This window comes from Streptomyces lateritius, from assembly GCF_014649715.1.
Classification (GTDB): domain Bacteria; phylum Actinomycetota; class Actinomycetes; order Streptomycetales; family Streptomycetaceae; genus Streptomyces; species Streptomyces lateritius.
Map to the genome: position 1 here is coordinate 63,185 of NZ_BMTO01000018.1, position 19,825 is coordinate 83,009.

At 70.9% G+C, this 19,825-nt stretch carries 19 protein-coding genes and 2 tRNA genes; 18 read left to right on the top strand and 3 right to left on the bottom strand.

The annotated features are described in order from the left end of the window. The first annotated feature begins 59 nt into the window (after positions 1–59). The 9 genes from IE136_RS30020 to IE136_RS30060 all read left to right on the top strand — a co-directional run bounded on the left by IE136_RS30020 (position 60) and on the right by IE136_RS30060 (position 11,067). Positions 60–2,843 (top strand): CDP-glycerol:glycerophosphate glycerophosphotransferase, encoded by a 2,784-nt coding sequence (locus IE136_RS30020; RefSeq protein WP_189601883.1) that lies wholly within the window; start codon positions 60–62, stop codon positions 2,841–2,843. Further along, complete coding sequence (locus IE136_RS30025) at positions 2,836–3,990, top strand: glycosyltransferase (RefSeq protein WP_158987249.1); 1,155 nt, start codon at positions 2,836–2,838, stop codon at positions 3,988–3,990. Before IE136_RS30020 ends, IE136_RS30025 begins: the two co-directional genes overlap by 8 nt. A gap of 123 nt (positions 3,991–4,113) precedes the next feature. Beyond that, the gene (galE, locus tag IE136_RS30030; protein ID WP_189601884.1) at positions 4,114–5,106 is read left to right on the top strand and encodes a UDP-glucose 4-epimerase GalE; all 993 of its coding nucleotides are present in this window, start codon (positions 4,114–4,116) and stop codon (positions 5,104–5,106) included. Positions 5,107–5,288: 182 nt separating this feature from the next. Continuing rightward, complete coding sequence (locus IE136_RS30035; RefSeq protein WP_229819300.1) at positions 5,289–5,816, top strand: GtrA family protein; 528 nt, start codon at positions 5,289–5,291, stop codon at positions 5,814–5,816. A gap of 36 nt (positions 5,817–5,852) precedes the next feature. Beyond that, on the top strand, positions 5,853–6,980 hold the full coding sequence (gene proB, locus IE136_RS30040; RefSeq protein ID WP_158987247.1) for a glutamate 5-kinase: 1,128 nt from the start codon (positions 5,853–5,855) through the stop codon (positions 6,978–6,980). Positions 6,981–7,169: 189 nt separating this feature from the next. Continuing rightward, positions 7,170–7,643 (top strand): DUF8830 family protein, encoded by a 474-nt coding sequence (locus tag IE136_RS30045; protein ID WP_158987245.1) that lies wholly within the window; start codon positions 7,170–7,172, stop codon positions 7,641–7,643. A 229-nt stretch (positions 7,644–7,872) separates the two neighbouring features. Next, entirely contained in the window at positions 7,873–9,156 is a 1,284-nt protein-coding gene (locus IE136_RS30050; RefSeq protein ID WP_158987243.1) for a glutamate-5-semialdehyde dehydrogenase, read from the top strand. Between the two features lie 125 nt (positions 9,157–9,281). Next, on the top strand, positions 9,282–9,887 hold the full coding sequence (locus tag IE136_RS30055; protein ID WP_189601885.1) for an SCO2584 family spore wall biosynthesis protein: 606 nt from the start codon (positions 9,282–9,284) through the stop codon (positions 9,885–9,887). Between the two features lie 94 nt (positions 9,888–9,981). Next, complete coding sequence (locus tag IE136_RS30060) at positions 9,982–11,067, top strand: SCO2583 family membrane protein (RefSeq protein ID WP_189601886.1); 1,086 nt, start codon at positions 9,982–9,984, stop codon at positions 11,065–11,067. Here IE136_RS30060 and IE136_RS30065 read toward each other — a convergent pair. After that, the gene (locus tag IE136_RS30065; RefSeq protein ID WP_158987239.1) at positions 11,052–12,221 is read right to left on the bottom strand and encodes a M48 family metallopeptidase; all 1,170 of its coding nucleotides are present in this window, start codon (positions 12,219–12,221) and stop codon (positions 11,052–11,054) included. The two genes, IE136_RS30060 and IE136_RS30065, sit on opposite strands and share 16 nt — an antisense overlap. 227 nt (positions 12,222–12,448) lie before the next feature. On the opposite strand from IE136_RS30065, the gene IE136_RS30070 reads away from it, so the two are divergent. From IE136_RS30070 to IE136_RS30110, 8 genes are all read left to right on the top strand, one after another. Then, a complete protein-coding gene (locus IE136_RS30070; protein ID WP_189601887.1) occupies positions 12,449–12,607 on the top strand; it encodes a hypothetical protein in 159 nt (52 codons plus the stop codon). 52 nt (positions 12,608–12,659) lie between these two features. Next, a complete protein-coding gene (gene nadD / locus IE136_RS30075; protein ID WP_158987237.1) occupies positions 12,660–13,280 on the top strand; it encodes a nicotinate-nucleotide adenylyltransferase in 621 nt (206 codons plus the stop codon). A 19-nt stretch (positions 13,281–13,299) separates the two neighbouring features. Then, positions 13,300–15,024, top strand: coding sequence for an LCP family protein (locus tag IE136_RS30080; protein ID WP_189601888.1), 1,725 nt, complete (start codon positions 13,300–13,302; stop codon positions 15,022–15,024). A gap of 80 nt (positions 15,025–15,104) precedes the next feature. Then, positions 15,105–15,542, top strand: coding sequence for a ribosome silencing factor (rsfS, locus tag IE136_RS30085; RefSeq protein WP_158987228.1), 438 nt, complete (start codon positions 15,105–15,107; stop codon positions 15,540–15,542). Beyond that, positions 15,539–16,192, top strand: coding sequence for a histidine phosphatase family protein (locus tag IE136_RS30090; RefSeq protein WP_158994263.1), 654 nt, complete (start codon positions 15,539–15,541; stop codon positions 16,190–16,192). The genes rsfS and IE136_RS30090 overlap by 4 nt, the downstream gene beginning before the upstream one ends. 85 nt (positions 16,193–16,277) lie before the next feature. Beyond that, positions 16,278–16,350 (top strand) — tRNA-Ala (locus IE136_RS30095). Positions 16,351–16,879: 529 nt separating this feature from the next. Continuing rightward, a complete protein-coding gene (locus IE136_RS30105; RefSeq protein ID WP_158987224.1) occupies positions 16,880–17,095 on the top strand; it encodes a hypothetical protein in 216 nt (71 codons plus the stop codon). A gap of 3 nt (positions 17,096–17,098) precedes the next feature. Beyond that, on the top strand, positions 17,099–17,332 hold the full coding sequence (locus IE136_RS30110) for a hypothetical protein (RefSeq protein ID WP_158987222.1): 234 nt from the start codon (positions 17,099–17,101) through the stop codon (positions 17,330–17,332). Here the strand turns inward: IE136_RS30110 and IE136_RS30115 are convergent. Then, positions 17,311–18,546: a glycosyltransferase 87 family protein gene (locus IE136_RS30115; RefSeq protein WP_189601891.1), complete on the bottom strand. Its 1,236-nt coding sequence runs from the start codon at positions 18,544–18,546 to the stop codon at positions 17,311–17,313. The two genes, IE136_RS30110 and IE136_RS30115, sit on opposite strands and share 22 nt — an antisense overlap. Before the next feature lie 120 nt (positions 18,547–18,666). On the opposite strand from IE136_RS30115, the gene IE136_RS30120 reads away from it, so the two are divergent. Next, positions 18,667–18,739 (top strand) — tRNA-Ala (locus IE136_RS30120). A gap of 71 nt (positions 18,740–18,810) precedes the next feature. On the opposite strand, the gene IE136_RS30125 is transcribed toward IE136_RS30120, so the two are convergent. Beyond that, positions 18,811–19,825, bottom strand: a 1,015-nt coding sequence (locus IE136_RS30125; RefSeq protein ID WP_189601892.1) for an NADH-ubiquinone oxidoreductase-F iron-sulfur binding region domain-containing protein, incomplete at its 5' end; no start/stop codon positions are given.

The window sequence follows — 19,825 nt, forward strand, 5'->3', positions numbered from 1 at the left end:
TCGCCGGCCGGCTGACACTCGTGCCCGATGTGTTGCGCCCGAACTGTGAGAGGACTTGGATGCCGACTAGCGACGTCCCGGATGTGAGCGTCGTCGTCATCGTCTACAACGATGAGGAACGGCTCCCGCGAGCAGTTCGGTCTGTGCTCGACCAGACCCTGAACAATCTTGAAGTGATCATCGCCGACGACTGTTCGACCGATGGCACCGAGCAGGTCGCACGGTCGCTGGAGGCCGCGGACCCGCGCGTGCGGTACGTGCGGCTCGAGCAGAACAGCGGCGGCTGCAGCGCGCCGCGCAACCGCGGCATCGAGGTCGCGCGCGCGCCGCACATCATGTTCCTCGACAGCGACGACGAGCTGCCTCGCCATGCCTGCAAGAGCATGCTGCTGGTCGCCGAGGAGACGAGGGTCGACTTCGTCACCGGCGAGGTCACCCGTTACTACGAGGAGAACGACTCCACCGGCCTGTGGTATCCGCATCTCTTCACCGAGCAGCGCGTGGTCCAGGGCATCGCGGAGCAGCCCGAGTACTTCTTCGACCACCTGTCGACGAACAAGCTGTACCGGACCGCGTTCATCCGCGACAACCGGCTGACCTTCCCCGAGGGCATCCACTACGAGGACCAGCTGTTCTCCGCGCAGGCCTACACCCTCGCGGAGACCTTCGCCGTCGTTCCCTGGTCGGTCTACACCTGGCGACTGGCCCCCGAGAGCGTGTCGATCTCGTCCAGCCGGCACAAGATCCAGAACGTGGCCGACCGTATCGGGGTCGCGCGGCTGATCGACGCCTACTTCGACGAGCACGGACATTCCGGGCTCCGCCCGGACAAGGACTACAAGTTCCTCCGCCACGACTTCCGTCTCTACCTGGGTGACCTGCCGTTCCGCGACGCCGACTGGGTCGCCGAGTTCGCGGACGTGGTCAACCCGTACCTGAACGAGATCGCGGACGAGACCTACGCCAGGCTCTCCCGCGAGGAGCGCATCTGCATCCACCTGCTGCGCACCGGCCGCCTTGAGGAACTCCAGGTCGCCGCACGCCAGTTGGGCCGACCGCAGGTCGCGCCGCGCTTCGTGACCGAGGACGGCGACGCGATGTACTGGGGCGCGGTCGCCCCCGCCGACGACGCGGCCCGCAGCGAACTCGACATCAGCGAGTGGCACCTGAAGCGCCAGGTCCTCAGCAGCGGACGCGTACGGCACGAGCTGCGCTCCGTCGAGATGCGGGGCTCCGTGCTGCGCCTCGACATCCGCACCTACGATCCGGCCGGCCTGATCACCGACGACGTCAAGGCATCGGTCAAGCTCGCCGCCCACAACAAGCCGCTGTCGGTCCCGCTCGTCCTGCGCCCCGAGGGCGAGGGCCAGTACGCCTCCACCGTCGACCTCGACCTGAGCAGGGTCCCCGTCGGCCGCGTCGGCGTGGCCACGCGCCGCCACCCGGTGGTCTCGCTGGAGAGCGAGGGAGCCCGCCGCGCCGATGTGCTGCTCACCTCCCACGACCTGCCCGAGCGCCGGACCACCGTGACCTACCACAAGGTCGGCCTCCACCACGTCAAAATCGCCGCCGAGCAGCGCGGGACCGGACGTCTGGAAGTGACCTGGGAGCGGTCCGGTGTGCTGCGCGCCCTGGAGCCGCTCGGCCCGTACGCCCGCAAGGCGAAGAAGAAGGCCGGCCGGGTCAAGAAGATCCTCGTCGGCAACGAGGGCCGGGCGACCGTCTACGACGCCATCTCCAAGCTGCCGCGCAAGCGCTCGCTCGCGGTCTTCGAGGCCTCCGAGGGCCGTGGCTACTGCGACAGCCCCCGGTACATCTACGAGGAGCTGCGGCGGCGCAACCTGCCGATCGACGTCGTCTGGGCGTACTCCGGCGACACGTCCTCGTTCCCGGACGACGTCACGCTGGTCAAGCGGGGCAGTTGGGCCTACGGGCGCGCCCTGGCCCAGGCCGCGTACTGGGTCGACTCGCACAACCTTCCCTACCTCTACCGGAAGCCGCAGGGCACGCGATACCTCCAGACCTGGCACGGCCAGACCTTCAAGGCGATGGGCTTCGACGTGCCCTCGCTGCGCCAGGCGCCGGCCGCCCAGCAGGACCAGTTCCGTGACGGCGTGGCCCGCTGGGACGCGCTGGTGTGTCCCAGCGCCGAGTTCGAGCGCACCTTCGTCCCCGCCTTCGAGGTCTCGGCCCAGCTGATCCGCTCCGGTTACCCGCGCAACGACGTCCTCGTGCGCTGGTCGGAGCCGGAGCAGCAGGCCCGGGCGGCCGCCGCACGCGAGACCCTGGGCATCCCGGCCGACCGGAAGGTGCTGCTCTACGCGCCCACCTTCCGCGACGACGCCCGCAAGTCGGGTCAGTCGATCCGGGTGGACTTCGCCGAGCTCGCCCCCCTCATCGCCGACGAGTGGATCGTGGTCGTGCGCGCGCACCCCTACGACCGCTTCAAGGTGGACCCCGAGCTGGGTCACTTCCTGCGGGACGGCTCCGGGTTCCCCGACATCAACGACCTCCTGCTCGCGTCCGACGCGGTGCTCACGGACTACTCGTCGCTGATGTTCGACTACGCGAACACCGGGCGCCCGATCCTCCTCTACACCGACGACTACGAGGCCTACCGCGGCGGTGACCGAGGAACGTACTACGACCTCGAGGACATCGCGCCGGGCCCCATGCTGACGACGACCGAGGAACTCGCCGACGCCGTCAAGGACATCGAGGGCGTCAAGGAGCGGCACACGCAGCGCTACCAGCGCTTCCAGGAAATGTTCTGCTCGTACGAGACCGGCCACGCGAGCAAGATGGTGGTCGATGCTTTTTTCGAAGGCGGCACCGATGACTGAGGCCACCCCTGTCCGCAATGTGTTCTTCGTCGGTATCGACGTCGACTCGATGGGCGGATCCCAGCGGGTGCTGCACACCCTTGCCCAGGGCATGGGGGAGCGCGGACACCGGGTGGAGCTGATCGGCATCCGCCCCAGTCCCGAGCCCTTCCCGTACAACGAGAAGCGGGCCTACACGCACTCCACGCTGTACGCCGAGCCTGCGCGCCCCCGGACGCCGCCGCGCACGGTCGGACAGCGGCTCAGCCTGGCCCGACGTGCCGAGACGCGGCGTGCGAGGGCCGAGCGCGACCGTGCCCGGCGCGAATTGGAGCAGAAGCTGACGGCCGTCCGCGACGGCTACATCGTCTTCGGTTCCCCCTGGGCGGTGGACTGGGTGATGCCCCTGAAGTGGGATCACCTCAAGGGGATCGGCCAGTACCACGAGTCGTTCGCCCAGGCGAAGCGCGGCCCCAACCTCGGTCTGATCAGGCGCCTCTACCCCCGCCTCGAGAAGACGCTGGTGCTCAGCGACGGCGACGCCGAGGAGTTCCGCAACCAGCGGGTGCCCAACGTCAAGGTCATGCCCAACCCGCTGCCGTTCTACCCCGACGCCCTCGCCCCGCTGGACACTCGCAAGATCGGCGCCGTGGGCCGTCTCGACCCGATCAAGCGGTACGACCGGATGATCGAGGCCTTCGCCGCCGCGCGCGGGGGCCGGGACGGCTGGGAGCTCCACATCTTCGGTGAGGGGCCGCTGGAGAGTGACCTGAAGCGCACGGCCGCCGACCTCGGCGTGGGTGACCAGGTCGTCTTCCGGGGTACGGCCCGCGACATGGAGTCCGTCTACCGGGAGCTGTCGATCGTCGCGATCAGCAGTGAGCGTGAAGGACGCCCCATGGCGCTCGCCGAGGCCGCCGCGTGTGGTGTGCCGTGTGTGAGCTTCGACCTGTCCGGCGGTGTCCGCGAACTCGTCGCGCACGGCCGTACGGGCACCCTCGTGACACCGGCCGACGTACCGGGCCTCGCCGAGGCTCTGGGCGAGCTGATGGACGACGGTGAGATGCGGACCAGGTACGGCGCCGCGGGCCGCGAGCACGTCCGTCAGCTGGCGCTGTCCAACGTGCTCGACCAGTGGGAGCAGGCCTTCGCCGAGATCGATCGCTGATCCGCGGACCGTTCCGCCTCGCCGGACGACGTCCGGCGAGGCGGAGTCCCGTGCCGGCGGCGGTGTGTCCGGCGCCCGTACCGCGCGACGGGACTCACTCGAGCCTGTTGTTAAACTGCCTGGATGACCTGGCTTATCACCGGCGGCGCCGGATACATCGGTTCCCACGTCGTCAAAGCAATGACCGAGGCCGGCGAGCGTGTTGTCGTCGTGGACGACCTCAGCACCGGTGACGTCGCGCGGCTGCCCGAAGGGGTCGCGCTCGAGCGCGGCACGGTCCTGGACGGCGACTTCCTCGACCGGGTGATGCGCGAGCACGAGGTGCGCGGCATCGTGCACCTCGCCGCGAAGAAGCAGGTCGGCGAGTCGGTCGAACGCCCGCTGTTCTACTACCGCGAGAACGTCACGGGCCTGCAGACCATCCTGGACGCGGCCGTTCGCGCCGGTGTCCAGCGCTTCCTGTTCTCCTCCTCGGCCTCCGTCTACGGCATGCCCGATGTCGACCTCGTCACCGAGGAGACCGAGTGCCTGCCGCTCAGCCCGTACGGCGAGACCAAGCTGGTCGGAGAGTGGATGGTCCGGGCCGTCGGCCAGGCCCACGGCATCTCCACCGCCTGCCTGCGGTACTTCAACGTGGCCGGTGCCGCCACCCCCCGGCTCGCCGACACCGGCGTCTTCAACCTTGTGCCGATGGTCTTCGAGCGCCTCGACGCCGGTCTGCCGCCGAAGATCTTCGGTGACGACTACGCGACGCCCGACGGCACCTGCATCCGTGACTACATCCACGTCGCCGACATCGCCGACGCGCACCTGGCCGCGGCCCGCGCGCTCGCCGCGTCGGGCGAGACCGGCGAGCCCACCGCCCTCACCCTGAACATCGGGCGTGGCGAGGGTGTGTCGGTGGCGGAGATGGTCGACCTCATCAACGAGATCACCGGCCACGCGATCGCGCCCGTCGTGACACCGCGCCGGCCGGGCGACCCCGCCCGGGTGGTCGCGTCCGCGGACCGTATCGAGTCGGAGCTGGACTGGAAGGCCCGTCACGACGTCCGTTCCATGATCAGTTCGGCCTGGGAGGGCTGGGTCGCCCGTCGCGCGGTCCCGGCCTCGAGCTGACACAGCCGGTTCCAGGGCTTCTGGGGGCTCGCCGGAGAGGCGGACGCCGTCCGTACGGAGGTACGGACGGCGTCCGCCTCCCGCGTACGGAAGGCGCGGCTTTCCGGACATCTCCGCGACGGGCGCCGGTCATCGAGGCGCCGTACCGTGGCCGGTCTGCCCACCGACCAGGAGTGACCTTCATGACCGGGCTTTCCGCCATCGGCCCTCGCCACGGGCGATTCGGCCAGATTCTCCGCTTCGGCCTGGTGGGCGGGGTCAACACAGGTACGTTCTACGGCTGTTACCTGCTGCTGCACCCCTGGATGCCGTACTTCGCGGCGTACTCCCTCGCCTTTCTGCTCAGCATGGTCGGCTCGTTCTTCCTGAACACCTACTTCACCTACCGCACACGGCCGACCTGGAAGAAGTTCGCCCTCTTCCCGCTCACCAACGTCACCAACTACCTGGTGCAGAGCGTCGGCCTGTACGTCCTGGTGGCCTGGGCCGGGATGGACGACCGGGTCGCGCCTCTGGTCGCGGCCGTCGTCGCCATCCCGTTCACCTATCTGCTGTCGCAGCGCATCCTGACGTCGGGCGGGGCCGGGGCGAAGGCGTCGGCGGGCGCGTCGGCGGACGGTTCGTCCACGGAACGGAATGATCAAGCGAGGGCAGGGGCGGCTCGCGTAGATTGCGAGGTCGAGGAACCTTCGGAAGGTGTACGGGGGTAGCCGGACAGCAAGCAGAGGCGAGTGGGGACGACGCAGGTGACCGAGGCAAGGCAGTTCGTGACCGAAGCGCGCAGGGTCGTCGTCAAAGTCGGCTCCTCCTCCCTGACCACCGCGTCCGGCGGCCTGGACGCCGACCGGGTCGACGCGCTGGTCGACGTCCTCGCCAAGGTCCGCAGCGGTGGCGAGAAGGAGATCGTCCTGGTCTCCTCGGGTGCCATCGCCGCCGGGCTCGCCCCGCTCGGCCTCACCCGCCGGCCCAAGGACCTGGCTCGGCAGCAGGCCGCCGCCAGCGTCGGCCAGGGGCTCCTCGTCGCCCGCTACACCGCCTCCTTCGCCCGGTACGGCGTCCGCGTCGGGCAGGTGCTGCTGACGACCGACGACACCAGCCGCCGGGCCCACTACCGCAACGCCTACCGGACCCTCGACCAGCTCCTCGCCATGGGCGCCCTGCCGGTCGTCAACGAGAACGACACCGTCGCCACGGACGAGATCCGCTTCGGCGACAACGACCGGCTCGCCGCTCTCGTCGCCCATCTCGTCCGCGCCGATCTGCTGGTGCTGCTCTCGGACGTCGACGGGCTCTACGACGGGGACCCGTCCAAGCCGGGCACCTCACGGATCGCCGAGGTCACCGGCCCGGAGGACATCGCGCACGTCGAGATCGGCTCCGCCGGCAAGGCGGGCGTGGGCACCGGTGGCATGGTCACCAAGGTCGAGGCCGCCCGCATCGCGGCGGCCGCGGGCATCCCCGTGGTCCTCACCTCGGCCAGCCGCGCCGCCGACGCCCTGGCCGGCCGCGACACCGGCACGTACTTCCACCGCACCGGCCGCCGCTCCGCCGACCGGTTGCTCTGGCTCGCTCACGCGTCCACCCCGCAGGGCTCCCTGACCTTGGACGAGGGGGCCGTACGGGCCGTCGTCGAGGGCAAGAAGTCGCTGCTCGCGGCCGGGATCGCGGCCGTGGAGGGGGAGTTCGTGGCCGGCGACCCGGTCGAGCTGCGGGACACCGAGGGCCGGGCGGTCGCCCGAGGTCTGGTCAACTTCGACGCCAAGGAGATCCCCCGGATGCTCGGCCGCTCCACGCGGGAGCTGGCCAAGGAGCTCGGCCCGGAGTACGAGCGGGAGGTCGTCCACCGGGACGACCTGGTCGTCGTCCGCCCCTGACCCCGGCCCGCGATCCCGTCGCGCTTGCGATTCCGTGGTGATCCCGCGAGGAAACGGCTGAAAGTCCGGCCATCCGGTAGAGACCTTCACCAAAACCGCCCCACGTACCGCCTCGGACTGGTCAACTTTGTCTCGGGGGCAAGACAAGGCGGGGTACAGCACCACACGCATCAAAACAGGAGGCCGCCGGTGAGACGAGCGCGCCCAGGGGCACTGCCCCGCGGGACTGCCGAACGCGCCCTGACCAGTGTCGAGGCCGGAGCCGACTTCGACGAGGTTCAGGACACCGAGACACGTGAGGCACGTGGCGAGGAGCGGGTGGTGTCCAAGCTCTGGCACATCACCCTGAGCGTCTCGGGGGCCGAGGCCCCGTTGAAGGAGGTCAGGCGAGGGCTCGAGCAGCTGGCCCACGACCATCCCTTCCTGCTGACCAGTCGCTACGCCAATGATCACGCCGAGATCCGCTACTGGGAAGAGGCCCGCGACCTGCACGACGCCGCGGCGGTCGCGCTGCGGCTGTGGGGCGAGCACCGGCAGAGCGCCAGGCTGCCCCCCTGGGAGATCGTCGGCCTGGAGGTCATCGACCGCGAGACCTACCACCTGCGCATCGCCGAGGGATACGGCCCGCCGCCGGCCGCCCCGGTGGGGGTCCACCCCTACTGAGCCGGCTGCCGACGGGCTCAGGGATGGGGGTTCCGGGTCTGCGGTGCGGCTGTCGTGGGGCCGACGCGCGGGGCTGGCGTGGGCCTGAGGGCCGCGGGGCTCCTCGCGCGCGGGCCGGACACCGGGGCTGTCTCGGACTGCGGGACGCGCGGGGCGGAGGTGTCTCGGATTGCGGGATGCGCGGGGGATACGTGAGGGATGTCCGCAGCGGTGCCAGTACCCTGCGGACATGACCTCGCTCACGCCCCTCGACAACCTCTCCCCGGTCGCGCAGGCCGCCTACCGGGCCCGCTCCGCCGCCGCCCAGATCGCGCCACTTCCGCGGGCGGCGAAGGACGACGCTCTGCTGGCCATCGCGGACGCGCTCGAGGTACGGACCGCCGAGATCGTCGAGGCGAACGCCGAGGACGTCGCTCGCGCCCGCGAAGCCGGGACCAGCGAGTCCATCGTCGACCGGCTGACCCTCACCCCGGAGCGCGTTCGGGCCATCGCCGCCGACGTCCGTGACGTGGCCGCGCTGCCCGACCCGGTCGGCGAGGTGGTCCGCGGCTCGACCCTGCCCAACGGCATCGACCTCCGCCAGGTCCGCGTCCCGCTCGGCGTCGTCGGCATCATCTACGAGGCCCGGCCCAACGTCACCGTCGACGCGGCCGCCCTCTGCCTGAAGTCCGGCAACGCCGTCCTGCTGCGCGGCTCGTCCTCCGCGTACGCCTCCAACACCGCCCTGGTGAAGGTCCTGCGCGACGCCGTCGGCGGGGCCGGCCTGCCCGCCGACGCGATCCAGCTGGTCCCGGGTGAGTCCCGTGACTCGGTACGGGAGCTGATGCGCGCCCGTGGCCTGGTGGACGTCCTGATCCCGCGTGGCGGCGCCTCCCTGATCCGTACCGTCGTCGAGGAGTCGACCGTCCCCGTCATCGAGACCGGCACCGGCAACTGCCACGTCTACGTGGACGCCCAGGCCGACCTCGACATGGCCGTCGACGTCCTGATCAACTCCAAGGCCCAGCGGCCCAGCGTCTGCAACGCCGCCGAGACCCTGCTGGTCCACCAGGACATCGCGGACGCCTTCCTGCCCCGCGCCCTGGCCGCCCTCGCCGACGCCGGTGTGACGGTCCACGCCGACGAGCGGGTCCTCGCCCAGGCCGAGGGCTCCAAAGCCACCGTCGTCCCCGCGACCACGGAGGACTGGGAGACCGAGTACCTCTCCTACGACATCGCCGCCGCCGTCGTCGACTCGCTCGACGCGGCCGTCGCCCACATCCGGCTCTGGTCCTCCGGCCACACCGAGGCGATCGTCACCACCTCGCAGGCCGCCGCCCGCCGCTTCACCCAGCTGGTCGACTCCACGACGGTCGCCGTCAACGCCTCCACCCGGTTCACCGACGGCGGTCAGTTCGGCTTCGGCGCCGAGATCGGCATCTCGACGCAGAAGCTGCACGCCCGCGGGCCGATGGGCCTGCCGGAGCTGACCTCCACGAAGTACATCGTCACCGGCGACGGCCACATCCGATAGCCCCCGCTTCCCCCGTCCGGCGCCGCTCCGCGACGCCGGACGGGGGCCGCACGGGCGACCGGACGGGCCGGGATGGTCCGCACTCTCCCTGCCCAAATCCCCCTCTCCGGTCTACTCTGAAAAGCGTGCCGGACGACGTGGGGGGCAAGCCGTTTCCGGACGGCGGAGACCCCGAGAACTGGGACGACCGCGGGGGCGCGGACGAGGACTTCGCCACCGTGGTCTTCGACGAGGACTTCGTACGCGCTGCCCGGGTTCATGAGCCGACCGCCGTGGAGCGCCTGCTCGCGGCGGCGCAGGCGCGTGCCGAGGCGGAGGCCGCCCGGGCCCGCGCCGGTGGCGGACCGGGCGAGGACGAGCTCCACGAGGACGGCTACGACCCCTCGAACCCCTTCGGCGGCTCCTACGGCGACGGCTACGACCCGGACGACCCCGACGACGACTCCGGCCCCTACGGCCCCCACGGAGGGGCTCTGCGCCCTTACCGCGGCAGTGCCCGCTGGCACCGGCCGGTCGCCTGGGTGCTCGCCCTCGTGATGGGCGTCGGGATGGTCGCCCTCGCCTTCACCGCGGTCTACCGGGGCGCCTCCGCCAACCGCCAGGACAAGGTGCCCGCGCCCGCCACGACGGGAATCGACAAGCCCCGGGCCGTTCCTCCGGCGGCCGTCGCGCCCTCCGCCTCCGCCCCCTACTCCGCGCCACCGGTCTCCGCCGTTCCGCCCACGCCGTGACCCGAGGGCGCAGGAGGGTGACAGGTCGGAAATCTTCGGAACTTGTCGTGTACCTGGGCGTTTACCAGGGCTTCGTCCGACCTACTCTGAAGGTATGGCAGGGCGTGGCGACCCGCCTGAGGGGACGGCACCCGACCCCGGCGGCGGTGACGACGAGTACCGATCCGTCGTCTTCGACGAGTCGTTCGTCCGCGCTGCCCGGCTTCAGGAGTTCTCCGCCGAGGAGCGGATGGGCGAGCCCTCCCAGGCCGTGCGCTCCCGCGCCGTGCGTGAGCGCAGAAGCGGCTCCGGCCAGGCCGTTCTGCTCGTGCTGCTGATCCTCCTCGCCTTCGGAACGGCCATCTATCTCGGTGTCCGCAACCCCTATCAGCCCCCCATCGACCAGCGGGCCGAACCCCTGCGCATCACGATGGTCCCGCTGGCCCCCACGGGGCCCGTGCCGGGCGGCGAGCCCGCCCAGCTTTTCGCCCGCAGCCCCGCCGCCGAGTACCGCGAGGGCGCCTCCGGCATCAACCTCCCGCACACCGGACGCACCAGCCACTTCTCGGAGAGCCAGGTCCTCACCGCCCTGAGCATCGCCAAGGACTACCTGGTGGCCACGTCCCTGGAGCCCGACGTCCTGACCGGAGAGACGGTCCGCCCCGCCAGGCTGCTGATCGACCCCGACCAGCTGGAGCAGTTCGACCGGAGCGTCGAGTCGCCGCTCGACGACGGACTGCACGCGGTCTCGGGCTGGCTCGTGCGGTTCGACCCGGCCGAGGTGACCCTCGCCGATCCCGCGCCCCGCGTCCAGGGCACGCTCCGCTTCGCGGAGACGACCACCGACATGCTGGAGGTGACCGCGGACCACACGTTCACGTACGCCCTGCGTCCCGCCACGTCGGGCGCCGGCCCGGTGGGCCAGGCCTCGCTCTTCACCGTCCACCGCGAGATCCACTTCCGCTTCGACCGCGAGGATCTGCGGATGCACCGCGCCGAACTGCTGACCAGCGCCGTCCAGGCCGGCCCCCAGTCCTGCGGCGACGACACCAGCGGCTCCCTGCGCCCTCTCCGGGCGGGTGAGCGGGCCTCCGGCTCCGACGGCGGGGAACCCGCCGTCACCGACCCGTACGCCACGGGCCGGCCCGCCGCCTCCCCGCTCTGCGGAACCCTCGATCCGAGCGCTCAGCCCTCGCTCTGACCGCCCCGGCCGTCGCTCCCGCTCCCGCCCTCACCGCCTGCCGTACCGCCGTCGCCCGGCGTACCGTCGGCGGCCCCACCCGTAGCGCCGGTGGTCCCGTCGCCCCGCGAGGCAGCGCCGCCGAACCGGCTGCGCAGCTTCCCGCCCAGGTCACCCGCCAGGTCGCCCGCGCCACCGGCTATGTCGCCGACCAGCTTCATCAGCGGATCCCTGCTGGTGCGCACCGAATCGGCGTAGTGCCCCGCCGACTCACGGAAGGAGTCGGTCACCGAGGCGTCCTTGTCCTCCGAGCGCCGCGGGTAGTGGCCGTCCATGATCCGCTGGTAGTCGCGGGTCTCGGACCACTTCTTCAGCTCGGCCGCCCGGACGGTGGTGAACGGGTGCGAGCGCGGCAGCACATTGAGGATCTTGAGGACGGAGTCCCGCAGGTCGCCGCCCTTCTCGTACTCGTCGGCCTGGGCGAGGAACGCGTCCACGTTCATCTCGTGCAGGTGGTTGCCACCGGCGATCTTCATCAGGCCGCGCATCGAGGCCTGGAGGTCCTGCCCCACCAGAAGCCCCGCGCGGTCGGCGGAGAGCTCCGACTTGCGGAACCACTCGCGCAGCGCCGTCACGATAGCCATGATCGCCACATTGCCCAGGGGAATCCAGGCGACCTTCAGCGCCAGGCCCGTGAGGAACAGCAGGACCGTGCGGTACACGGAGTGACCGGAGAGGGCGTGGCCCACCTCGTGGCCGACGACCGCCCGCATCTCCTCCTCGTCGAGCAGCTCCACGAGGCCGGTGGTGACCACGATGATCGGCTCGTCCAGACCGATGCACATCGCGTTCGGCTTCGGGTCCTGCGTGACGTACATCGGCGGGACCTTCTCCAGGTCAAGGATGTAACACGCGTCCCGCAGCATGTCGTTGAGGTGCGCGAACTGGGCGTCGCTCACCCGGACGGAGTCGGAGAGGAAGAGCAGTCGGAGACTGCGCTCGGGCAGCAGCCCGCTGAGCGCCTTGAAGACCGTGTCGAAACCGGTCAGCTTGCGCAGCGCGACGAGGGCGGAGCGGTCGGCCGGGTGTTCGTAGGCCCGCGAGGAGATGTCCGGGAAGCGCTTGCGCTGCCTGCTCGGCACGTTCCCGTTTCCGTTGGCGGTCTGCTCGGTCATGGATGCCCCCTGTTCGTACGAGACCTTGCTCGTCCCCCTGACCCGTCCCAGCCTAGGTGCTGGGGCCCGCGTGTGCCGGAGCCTGTGGACAACCGACCTGTGGACAACTCGGGCAGCGTGGAACATCAACGCCAACGACTGAGTCGGCGTGAGCGTGCCCGGAGGCCCCGCATACGATGTGGGCGAAGTCTCCGCTCCCACCCCCGATCGATAAGGTCCTGCCGAAGATGAGCCTCCACAGCACCGCATCCAACCTGGTCTCGCTCGCCCAGGGCGAGCACGGCGGCAACCACGAAAGCCTCAGCCCTTACCTCACCGGTTTCGGCGCGCTCGGTGCGCTGCTCCTGCTGCTGTGGATCACCACCCGCTTCAACCGCGACCGCTGAGCCGGCGACCGCCGCTCAGGCGTTCGCCGCCGTGCCAGTAGGCTCTGCACGCATGGGAGAGCAGGAAGTGCCTACTGGCAGTCGCGGCAAGCGCCGACTCGGCGTGATGGGCGGGACGTTCGACCCGATCCACCACGGACACCTGGTGGCCGCCAGTGAGGTGGCCGCCCTGTTCCACCTCGACGAGGTGGTGTTCGTGCCGACCGGGCAGCCCTGGCAGAAGAGTCACAAGGCCGTCTCCGCGGCCGAGGACCGCTATCTGATGACGGTCATCGCCACCGCGTCGAACCCGCAGTTCTCGGTCAGCCGTATCGAGATCGACCGCGGCGGACCCACGTACACCATCGACACCCTGCGGGACCTGCGCTCCCTCAACAGCGACTCGGACCTCTTCTTCATCACCGGGGCCGACGCGCTGTCGCAGATCCTCACGTGGCGCGACGCCGACGAGCTCTTCTCGCTCGCCCATTTCATCGGCGTCACCCGGCCGGGCCACGACCTCACGGACGACGGTCTGCCCAAGGGCGGGGTCTCGCTGGTCGAGGTCCCCGCGCTCGCGATCTCCTCCACCGACTGCCGGATGAGGGTCGCGCAGGGCGACCCGGTCTGGTATTTGGTGCCGGACGGCGTGGTGCGCTACATCGACAAGCGCCAGTTGTACCGCGGCGAGTGAGCCTCGGAGAGGGGCACCGGTGAACGATCAGCAGAACCCGTACGACCCGTACTACGCGCAGCCGCAGATCGTCGGCTACGACGAGTACGGGCAGCCGGTGTACCAGCAGGCCCCGCCTCAGGCACAGCAGCCGTACGACCCGTACGCCCAGCAGCAGGCCCCGCAGCAGCATGTCCAGCAGCAGGGCTACGGTTACGACGCCTACGGGCAACCGATCCAGCACCAGCAGCCCCAGCAGTACCCCCAGCAACAGCCGTACGACCCGTACCAGCAGCAGCCCCAGCAGCAGCAGGACTACGGCTACGGGTCCTACGACAACGGGCAGCAGCACACCGGCCAGGCGCACACCGGGCAGCAGTGGTCCGCGCGCGGCGAAACCGCCGCCCCCGCCCCGGTGGCGGCCCCGCCCGGGGTTCCGGGCCAGCGCCCGTCCCCGGAGACCCGAGGCGACGAAGACGGTGACGGCGAGGGCGGCGCTCGGGACTATCGCACCGAGCAGTTCGCGTTCATCGAGGAGCCCGACGAGGACTCCGAAGACGTCATCGACTGGCTGAAGTTCACCGAGAGCCGCTCCGAGCGGCGCGAGGAGGCCAGGCGCCGCGGCCGCAACCGGGTCGTCGCCCTGATCGTCGTCCTCGCCCTCGCCGCGGTGGGCGGCGTCGGCTATCTCTGGTCCGCCGGCAAGCTCCCGGGCGCAGCCGGAGACGAGCAGCAGCGGAACACCGCTACCGGTCCCCAGAAGCGCGACACGATCGTCGTCCATCTCCACGACACCAAGGGCGGCGGAACCTCCACCGCCCTGCTGGTCGACAACACCACGACCAAGCAGGGCACCACCGTCCTGCTCCCCGACGCGCTCGCGGTCGCCAACGACGAGGGCTCCGCGACCACGCTCGCCAAGTCCGTCGAGGACGACGGCTCCAGCGGCACGCGCGAGGGCATCGGCAACCTCCTGGGCACGAAGATCACCGGTACCTGGCGGCTGGACACGCCCTACCTGGAGAACCTGGTCGAGCTCGTCAGCAACATCGACATCACCACCGACACCGACGTGCCCGCCGCGAAGAAGGGCGAGGCGCCGCTCGTCACCAAGGGCGAGAACCAGACACTCAACGGCCGCGCCGCCGTCGCCTACGCCACCTACCGCGCGCCCGGCGAGGCCGAGGCCAAGCAGCTCCAGCGCTTCGGCCAGGTCCTCTACGGCGTGCTGCGGAAGATGCCGGACGACCCCGAGGCCGCCACGGAGACGATCGCGACGCTCGTCCAGATCATGGACCCCTCCCTGCCCGAAAAGGACCTCGGCGCCTCGCTCGCCAGGCTCGCCGAGCACGCCAAGGGCGGCGACTACAAGACGGCGATGCTCCCCGTGGAGCCCGACGGCTCGCTGAGCGAGAGCGCCGCCGACAGTGTGGTCAAGGACATCCTCGGCGGAAAGGTCAGCGCGCCCGAGCAGGGCGAGGCGGTCCGCGTCTCGGTCCGGGACGCCACCGGCGAGGACGCGACCGAGGCGGCCCGGATCGTCCTGGTCAACGGCGGCTACGCCTTCGTGGGCGGCGCGAAGGCGGACACCGAGGAGACCTCGCGGGTCCTCTACGGCGAGGACGCCCAGAAGGCGACCGCGGCCGAGGTGGCCAAGACCCTGGGTCTGCCCGAGAGCGCGGTCAAGAAGGGCAAGGCCGCCGGAAACGCCGATGTCACGGTGGTCCTGGGGCAGGATTACAAGATCCCCGGTGCCAGGGAATGACCTCGTCGTAAAGGTTTGCGGGAGCGTCGGCGGTACGTGAGACCCTTGATGTGTCTCTGACCGCCGACGAAAGCCTGCTTGTGACCGCCACGGATCGCTCCATCGAGCTCGTCAACGCCGCCGCCCAGGCGGCGGCCGACCGGCTCGCGCACGACATCATCGCGTACGACGTCAGTGATGTGCTGTCGATCACCGACGCCTTCCTGCTCGCCTCCGCACCCAACGACCGCCAGGTCAAGTCGATCGTCGACGAGATCGAGGAGCGGCTCAACAAGGAGCTCGGCGCCAAGCCGGTGCGCCGCGAGGGCGACCGGGACGCCCGCTGGATCCTCCTGGACTACGTCGACATCGTCGTCCACGTCCAGCACAGCGAGGAGCGGGTCTTCTACGCCCTGGAGCGGCTCTGGAAGGACTGCCCCGAGCTGCCGCTCCCCGAGGACGCCCTGAAGACCCGCGGCAAGGCTGCCGAGCACGCCGCGCTGACCGGCGCCGACGGGACGGACGGTGAGCTGAGCTGAGCGCCACCACGGGCGGCAGCGGCCGCCGTATCGTTCTGTGGCGCCACGGCCAGACGTCCTGGAACCTGGAGCGCCGCTTCCAGGGGTCCACGGACATCGAGCTGACCGAGACCGGCCTCGCCCAGGCGCGCCGGTCCGCCCGGCTGCTCGCCTCGCTCAGGCCGGACGCGATCATCGCCTCCGACCTGAAGCGGGCGGCGGCCACTGCCGGTGAGCTCGCCGCCCTGACCGGCCACACCGTCGCGTACGACTCCGCACTGCGCGAGACGTACGCGGGGGAGTGGCAGGGACTGACCCACGACGAGATCGTCGGGCGGTACGGCGAGCAGTACGCCGCGTGGAAGCGCGGCGAGCCCGTGCGCAGGGGCGGTGGCGAGCTGGAGACCGAGGTCGCCGACCGGGCCGCCCCGGTGGTCCTGGCGCACGCCGAGAAGCTGCCCACCGACGGCACGCTCGTCGTGGTGAGCCACGGCGGCACGATCCGGACCACCATCGGCCGGCTGCTCGGCCTGGAGGCGCGTCACTGGGAGGGCCTGGGCGGGCTCTCCAACTGCTGCTGGTCCGTCCTCGGCGAGGGCGCCCGCGGCTGGCGGCTGCTCGAGCACAACGCCGGCACCCTGCCCGAACCGGTGCTCGGCGACGACGACTGAGCCGCCCGACGGCCCGGATTTCACTTTCCGGCAGCTCACAGGCTAAAGTTCTTCTTGTTCGCAGCGCGGAGCGCGAAGAACACGAGGGGCTATAGCTCAGTTGGTAGAGCGCCTGCATGGCATGCAGGAGGTCAGGAGTTCAATTCTCCTTAGCTCCACAGTCACCGAATCCCGTCCCCGTCAGGGGGCGGGATTCGTCGTTGTGCCGCCCCTCCTCTCGCAGTGCGTCCCGACCGCACGGCGGCTCTCCTCGTTGTCGGGCGCGTACGTCACGATCCGGCACGCGGGGCTCACCCACGTGCCGCCGTACGCACCCCGCAGTCGGCCGGAGTTCGCCGGCACGCGCGCGGTCCTTTCGCCGGCGTTCAGTCCGGCGCCGGCCGGCGGGCCGGCCGCCGTACCGCCCGCGAACGCCGCCGGCACCGGTCATCTGCGCGCCACCGTCACCCAGCCCGGGCGGCTGATCGGTGCCGCGTCCTTCGGCACACTCTTCCTCGGAGGACCGCATGCGCCGGGGGCCCATGCCTCCGGCAAAGCGCTGTGGACCTGCGCTCTCGCGCCGACCGCGGCTTCGATCTTGGGCGCCGCGCCCGGCCTGGGACGCCGAGCCCGCTGACCCCCTTGCGGGGCCATGGCAGAATCGGACGGCCGGAGGGGGACGAGGGTCCGGACGGGAGGGAGTGTGCGATGGCCGTGAGCCGTGCCGAGGGTGCCGATACCGATACCGATACCGATACCGAGGCCGATGCCGTTGCCGAGCCCGCCGGCCGCCTCACCCCGGTCGAGGGGACGGGAGCCCGGCTCGACTGTCCCTCCTGCGGTTCCGCCCATGTCGCCCAAGTGCTCGGCGACAACGGCGGGGTGTCCTATGTGTGCACGTCCTGCGGCCACAGCTGGAGCTGAGTGATGGGTGCACACAGGCGGAAGTGCGACTGGTGCGGCAGCGGTACGCCCATTGTCCGGGACATGGACCCGGTCAACACCGACTACCAGTACTGGTGCGAGGAGTGCGCCCGGGCGCTGATCATAAAAGGCGACCCCATCGAGACGTACCGAGAGCTCGAAGGGGAGCCGATCTACGGCCGGCTCCTCGACGAGCACTGCACCCTCAAGCGGTTCTACTCCTTCGCCACGGCCTGACGCCCTCGCGTCAGGGCGCGACCGGCGTATCCGAGGAACAGCGCCGTCACCGTCAGCGGATAGACCGCCGACAGCAGCATCTGACCGGCGTTCTGGTCGAGTTCGGGCCGTCCCGGGTCGTGCGGGACCCACCACAGCGCGAACGAGACGAAGGCCAGTGCCACGGCGGCCACCGCCCAGCCGGGCCGCACGCGGTCCCGGCGGTCCACGAGCAGGACGAGCAGCGGCACGCACCACACCCAGTGGTGCGACCAGGAGATCGGACTGATCATCAGGGCCGTGACGGCGCAGACGATCACGGACAGCGCCTTGTCCCCGCGCAGCGCGGCCCGCACCGCGAGCACCATCGCCGCGCCACCCAGGACGGCCGCCGTCACCGCCCACCACATGCCCGGGTCATCGGTGTGCATCAGCCGGGCCAGCACGCCGCGCAGCGACTGGTTGGCGGTCTCCTCGGCGAAGCCGACCCGGCCCGTCTCGAAGAGCGTCCCGGTCCAGAAGCGCCTGGAGTCGTGCGGAAGGATCAGCGCACTGACCGCCGTCGCGCCCAGGAACACCGCGGTCGCCGTGGCGGCCATGCGGAGCCACTGGTTCCAGCCCTTCTCCCGGCGCCACAGGAGCAGACCGGCGGCGAGCAGGAGGACGACGAAAAGTCCCGGTGTGAGCTTCACCGCAGTGGCGAGCCCGATCCCGACGCCCGCCCAGCGGTTCCCCTCGCGACGGGTGAAGTCCCACAGCACCGCCACCGCGATGAGCAGATTGATCTGCCCGTACCGCAGCGTCGTCCACACCGGCTCGCACCAGACGACGATCGCCGCCACCCAGAGGGTGGTGCGCCACAGCTGTGTACGGGAAAGGGAGGGACGGACCAGCTGCACGGAGAGCTGGACCAGCGCGACCACGAGGAGCAGGTTCCCGGCGGTCGCCAGCGTCCGCATCAACGGGACGCCGACGAACGTCAGCGGGACGAACAGCAGCCCCGCGAAAGGCGGGTACGTCATGGCGAGGTTCGCCGAGGTGGCGCGCATCGCGTAGAGATCGCCGCCCGCGCGGACCGTCTCCCCCTCGGCCCGGTAGACCATCACGTCGAGCATGTTCACGTGGGCGAGGCGTTGCGCCACCCAGAAGGCCATGAACGACAGGAGACAGGTCGCCGCGGCGGTGGCGAGGGGCCACTGGCGGGCGCGGGTTCGGGCGAGCACGGACACGGTCACAGAGGGGGACCTTACCCGGCGGCCTCCGAGCGCCGGGGAAACGATTTGGTGATCCCCCGAGGAGCCGGTTAATGTTCTGTCTGTCGCCGCGGGGGAAACCCGGAACGGGGCGGACAGCAAGGGGCTATAGCTCAGTTGGTAGAGCGCCTGCATGGCATGCAGGAGGTCAGGAGTTCAATTCTCCTTAGCTCCACAGAACGAAGAAGCGGACCATCCGGATCGGATGGTCCGCTTCTTCCTTTCGGTCGAGAGGCGGGGGAGGGATCAACCCCTGCCGGAGTCCAGCGCCTTACGGCCCGTGCCAGGCGGAAGCGCCGGACGCTCCACGGGCGCCTGCTCGATCCGGAGCGCCAGCGCGGGACAGCGGCGTACGGCCCGCTGCGCCCGCCCCCGCAGATGCATCGGCACGGAGGCGTCGGCGAGCGCCGGGTAGCCGTCCGGGCCCAGTCTGATCAGCTCCGGCACGATGTCCGCGCACAGCCCGTGTCCCTGGCACAGCGTCCAGTCGACGGCCAGCTTCTCGCCGCTGGGGATCGACTCCTCCGCGTCCTGGTAGCCGGCCGCGGGCAGCGGCAGGACCCCTCTGGTCGGCCGCCCGCACCCACCGTCGAGGACATGAGCGGCCAAGTCGTCCGTGAAGGCCGACAGGGTCGAGGCGAAGAAGCGCGCCGAACCGTCCGGATGCTTGCAGGCGCCCCGGCCCTTCACCGCCTGCGTCACCTCCCGCAGCGCCTCCAGGGCTGCCGGACCGCCGCCGTTCAGCACGTCCGACAGGCCACCGGCCGCCGCCGGGAGACCCAGCCGGCACGGGCCGCACTGGCCCGCCGTCTCCGCCGCCAGCCAGCTCGCCACCCGCAGGGACTCGCCGAGCGGGCATGTCTCGGGACCGATCGGCAGGATCGCCCCCGCCCCGAGCGCCCCGCCGACGGCCGCAAGGGACGCGCGCGAGACGACGGCGTCGTGGACGGCCGCCGCGTCGATCCAGTTGCCGTGGTAGCCGCCCGTGAGCACGCCTTGGGGCACCGGGGGGGCGCCGGCGAGCTGGAGCACGTACCGCAGCGGGACACCCGTCGGGACCTCGACCACCATGGGGCGGGCGACGGCCCCCGAGAGCGTCAGCAGGACCGTGCCGGGCTCGGAGTCCAGCCCCGAGTGGCCGTAGCGGCGCGGCCCGATCCGGGCGGCCACGGCGAGCTGCGCGAACGTCTCCGCGTTGGACAGCAGCGTCGGCGCGCCCCCCACCCCCGACTCCGCCGCGCGTTCGCGGCGGGCGGCCGGC

Coding starts and splice junctions, on each gene's coding strand:
- IE136_RS30020 (WP_189601883.1), top strand. CDS start 60: ATGCCGACTAGCGACGTCCCGGATGTGAGCGTCGTCGTCATCGTCTAC.
- IE136_RS30025 (WP_158987249.1), top strand. CDS start 2,836: ATGACTGAGGCCACCCCTGTCCGCAATGTGTTCTTCGTCGGTATCGAC.
- galE (WP_189601884.1), top strand. CDS start 4,114: ATGACCTGGCTTATCACCGGCGGCGCCGGATACATCGGTTCCCACGTC.
- IE136_RS30035 (WP_229819300.1), top strand. CDS start 5,289: ATGACCGGGCTTTCCGCCATCGGCCCTCGCCACGGGCGATTCGGCCAG.
- IE136_RS30050 (WP_158987243.1), top strand. CDS start 7,873: ATGACCTCGCTCACGCCCCTCGACAACCTCTCCCCGGTCGCGCAGGCC.
- IE136_RS30060 (WP_189601886.1), top strand. CDS start 9,982: ATGGCAGGGCGTGGCGACCCGCCTGAGGGGACGGCACCCGACCCCGGC.
- IE136_RS30065 (WP_158987239.1), bottom strand. CDS start 12,221: ATGACCGAGCAGACCGCCAACGGAAACGGGAACGTGCCGAGCAGGCAG.
- IE136_RS30070 (WP_189601887.1), top strand. CDS start 12,449: ATGAGCCTCCACAGCACCGCATCCAACCTGGTCTCGCTCGCCCAGGGC.
- nadD (WP_158987237.1), top strand. CDS start 12,660: ATGGGAGAGCAGGAAGTGCCTACTGGCAGTCGCGGCAAGCGCCGACTC.
- IE136_RS30105 (WP_158987224.1), top strand. CDS start 16,880: ATGGCCGTGAGCCGTGCCGAGGGTGCCGATACCGATACCGATACCGAT.
- IE136_RS30110 (WP_158987222.1), top strand. CDS start 17,099: ATGGGTGCACACAGGCGGAAGTGCGACTGGTGCGGCAGCGGTACGCCC.